The following is a 3,042-nucleotide window of genomic DNA, read 5'->3' on the forward strand; positions in this document are numbered from 1 at the left end:
CGTGATCGATGTCATGCTGGTCGGATGAGTTTCCCTCACCTCGACGCGGCCGGCCGCGCGCACATGGTCGACGTGACCGCGAAGCAGCCGACCGTCCGCACCGCCACCGCCCGCGGCTTCGTGCGCTGCAGCACCGATGTGATCGCCGCCCTGCGCGACGGGACGATGCCGAAGGGCGACGTGCTCGCCGTGGCACGCATCGCGGGTATCCAGGCGGCCAAGTCCACCCCTGCGCTGCTGCCGCTGGCACACGTGATCGGGGTGCACCGGGCGAGCGTCGACCTCGAGATCGTCGACGACGGCGTGCGCATCGAGGCCACGGTGGGCACCGCCGATCGCACCGGTGTGGAGATGGAGGCGCTCACCGCCGTGTCGGTCACCGCTCTGGCGGTCGTCGACATGATCAAGGGCATGGACCGCGCCGTGGTGATCGAGGACGTGCGCATCGTGGCGAAGTCGGGTGGGCGCTCCGGCGACTGGGTGCGTCCCGGCGAAGCATCTCCCGGAGAGACCCACGCCGATGGAGACGCCCGATGACTCGGGTGCGCTACTTCGCCGCGGCCGCGGAGGCTGCCGGTGTCGACTCCGAGGAGCGCGCGGAGACGACACTCGTCGCGCTGCGCACCGCCGTGGTCGCCGAGCATCCGGCGCTGGCCGACATCCTTCCGCGCTGCGCCGTCATGGTCGATGGAGTGCGCAGCGACGACGACCTCGCCCTCGACGACGCCGAGCTCATCGACGTTCTCCCGCCCTTCGCCGGCGGCTGACCGCACGCGACCTGCCGCGTCTGCTGGTCACATGCATGACCAGGGGACACCTGCATGATCGCTGGGCGGCGTTTCCTCCGGCAGACGTCAAAAGCTCATGCAAGTGCCGCGACGGAGTCAGCCGCCGATGCCCTTCCACGACGAGGTCCCGTCGACCTCGAGCTGACGCTTCCACACGGGGAGGTCGCTCTTGATCGCCTCGATGACCGCTCGGCACACCTCGAACGCCTCGGCACGGTGTTCGGAGGCGACCGCGATCACGACAGCCGCATCGCCCACATCGAGCCGCCCGATGCGATGACTCACCGCCACCACGGCAGGGGCTTCGGATCCGGCCCCCGCTTCGGCAGCGATGCTTCGCAGCGCGGCTTCGGCATCGGGATGGGCGCTGTACTCCAGCCCGACGACCGGCGTCTCGGCATCCGGGTCGTTGTCGCGCACCCGGCCGACGAAGGTGGTCACCGCGCCGAGTCGAGGGTCTTCGACCGCGGCGAGGTGCGCGTCGAGGTCGAGGCGCACCTCCGTCACCGCAGCGATTCGTACGTCGTTCATGAGTGGTCTCCGCCCTCCACCTGGTCCAGGATGTGCCCGGCGACGCCGAGCACCACGGGTACGCCGGAGGCCACGGCTCGCGTGGATCCGGGCAGGTTCACCACGAGCATCCCCGCGGGATCGACGATGCCGGCGAGACCGCGCGACAAGATCGAGAGCGGGGTGTCGGCGAGTCCGCTGCGACGCAGCTCCTCCGCGACCCCCGGGATCTCCCTGGTGATCACGCGGCGGGTGCCCTCCGGCGTCAGGTCGCGCGGCCCGACACCGGTACCGCCGGTGGTCACGACCAGGCGGATACCGCGGGCGACGGCTCTGCGCAGGGCATCCGCCACCGAATCGATTCCGTCCGCCACGATCTCGGCGTCGGGGCAGTGCCATCCCGCGTCACGCAGCAGCCCCACCGCGATCGGGCCTCCCCGATCCTCACGCTCTCCCGAGAAGGATCGGTCGGAGACCGTGATCACGAGTGCGGGGAGCGGGCCCATGGCTCCCACCCTAGGCCCGCGAGGCCGGCTGTGCACCGGACTCAGTTGACCCGGATGAGCGAACGCTGCCATCCCGAAGATCCGTTCGGGGCGATGGGGGCGCGCTCCTCGATCTGCAGATCGCCGTTCTTGTTGACCGCGCGCACGGCGACGTAGTGCGTGCCGGGGGTGGCATCCCACTCCATGAACCACTGCACCCACGTGTCGTCGTTGATCGGAGCCGACAGCGTCGCCGGCATCCAGTCACCGTTGTCGATACTGACCTCGACGCGTTCGATCCCGACCGACTGGGCCCAGGCGACACCGGCGATCGGGATCTTCCCCGCCGCGACCGCCTCCCCGATCTTGGGAGTGTCGACGCGCGAGGCGAACTTGATCGGGGCCTCTGCGCTGTACCCGCGGGGCGTCCAGTACGCCTCGTCCTTGTCGAAGGTCGTGACCTTCAGCTCGGTGAGCCACTTGGTCGCCGACACGTAGCCGTAGAGCCCTGGCACCACCATCCGCACCGGGAAGCCGTGCTCGAGGGGCAGCGGCTCTCCGTTCATGCCGACCGCCAGGATCGCATCGAGGTTGTCGTCGGTGAGCGCCGAGAGCGGCGTGCTCGCGGTATAGCCGTCGACGCTGCGCGAGAGCACCATGTCGGCCCCGGATTTCACGCCCGCCTTCTTCAACACGTCGCGCAACGGCACTCCGAGCCACTTCGCGTTGCCGACGAGCTCGCCGCCGACCTCGTTCGACACGCAGGTGAGCGTGATCGCGTACTCGTCGAGGCCCATGTCGAGGAGGTCCTGGAAGCTCATCTCCACGCGCTGGTCGACCATACCGTCGATCACGAGTCGCCAGGTGTCCGGGTCGATCGAGGGGACCGTGAGCGCGGTGTCGACGCGGTAGAAGTCCTTGTTGGGGGTGAAGAGCTTGCTGAGGCCCGGGATGTCGAGCTCCGCACCCTGCGGCACCGTGACCCTGGTCTTCGGGGTGGGGAGCTTGAGCGCGCCGCGGATCGCCTCCACCGATGACACGGCCATGCTCACCGTCCGTGCCGTGATCCCCACGACCAGTGCGGATGCTCCGGCGAGCGCGGCGAGGACGAAGAATCGGCGTCGGTCGATGCCGGGTCGAGCGGGCTCGACATCCGCCGGCCCGACACCGCCGTCCTCCGGCTCGGCGATTACCGCGCCGGAGTCATGGGCACCGGCGGCTTGCGCCCCGGCGGTGCTGCCGGCTTGCGCCCCGGCGGT

The 3,042-nt window shown here is 69.8% G+C and carries 5 protein-coding genes; 2 read left to right on the forward strand and 3 right to left on the reverse strand.

Annotation, left to right across the window (positions count from 1 at the left end; genetic code table 11):
* The first annotated feature begins 24 nt into the window (after positions 1 to 24).
* Both moaC and DSP71_RS05150 read left to right on the forward strand, forming a co-directional pair.
* Positions 25 to 537, forward strand: a complete 513-nt coding sequence (moaC, locus tag DSP71_RS05145; protein ID WP_046746789.1) for a cyclic pyranopterin monophosphate synthase MoaC — start codon at positions 25 to 27, stop codon at positions 535 to 537.
* The gene (locus DSP71_RS05150; RefSeq protein WP_046746788.1) at positions 534 to 767 is read left to right on the forward strand and encodes a MoaD/ThiS family protein; all 234 of its coding nucleotides are present in this window, start codon (positions 534 to 536) and stop codon (positions 765 to 767) included. Before moaC ends, DSP71_RS05150 begins: the two co-directional genes overlap by 4 nt.
* A gap of 117 nt (positions 768 to 884) precedes the next feature.
* Here DSP71_RS05150 and DSP71_RS05155 read toward each other — a convergent pair whose 3' ends face one another.
* The 3 genes from DSP71_RS05155 to DSP71_RS05165 all read right to left on the reverse strand — a co-directional run.
* A complete protein-coding gene (locus DSP71_RS05155) occupies positions 885 to 1,319 on the reverse strand; it encodes a molybdenum cofactor biosynthesis protein MoaE (RefSeq protein WP_113680551.1) in 435 nt (144 codons plus the stop codon).
* Positions 1,316 to 1,804: a molybdenum cofactor biosynthesis protein B gene (locus DSP71_RS05160; RefSeq protein ID WP_058632003.1), complete on the reverse strand. Its 489-nt coding sequence runs from the start codon at positions 1,802 to 1,804 to the stop codon at positions 1,316 to 1,318. Before DSP71_RS05160 ends, DSP71_RS05155 begins: the two co-directional genes overlap by 4 nt.
* 41 nt (positions 1,805 to 1,845) lie before the next feature.
* A partial coding sequence (locus DSP71_RS05165; protein WP_258546268.1) for a molybdopterin-dependent oxidoreductase occupies positions 1,846 to 3,042 on the reverse strand: 1,197 nt, incomplete at its 5' end.

The organism is Microbacterium sp. H6 (assembly GCF_003314775.1).
GTDB lineage: Bacteria > Actinomycetota > Actinomycetes > Actinomycetales > Microbacteriaceae > Microbacterium > Microbacterium oxydans.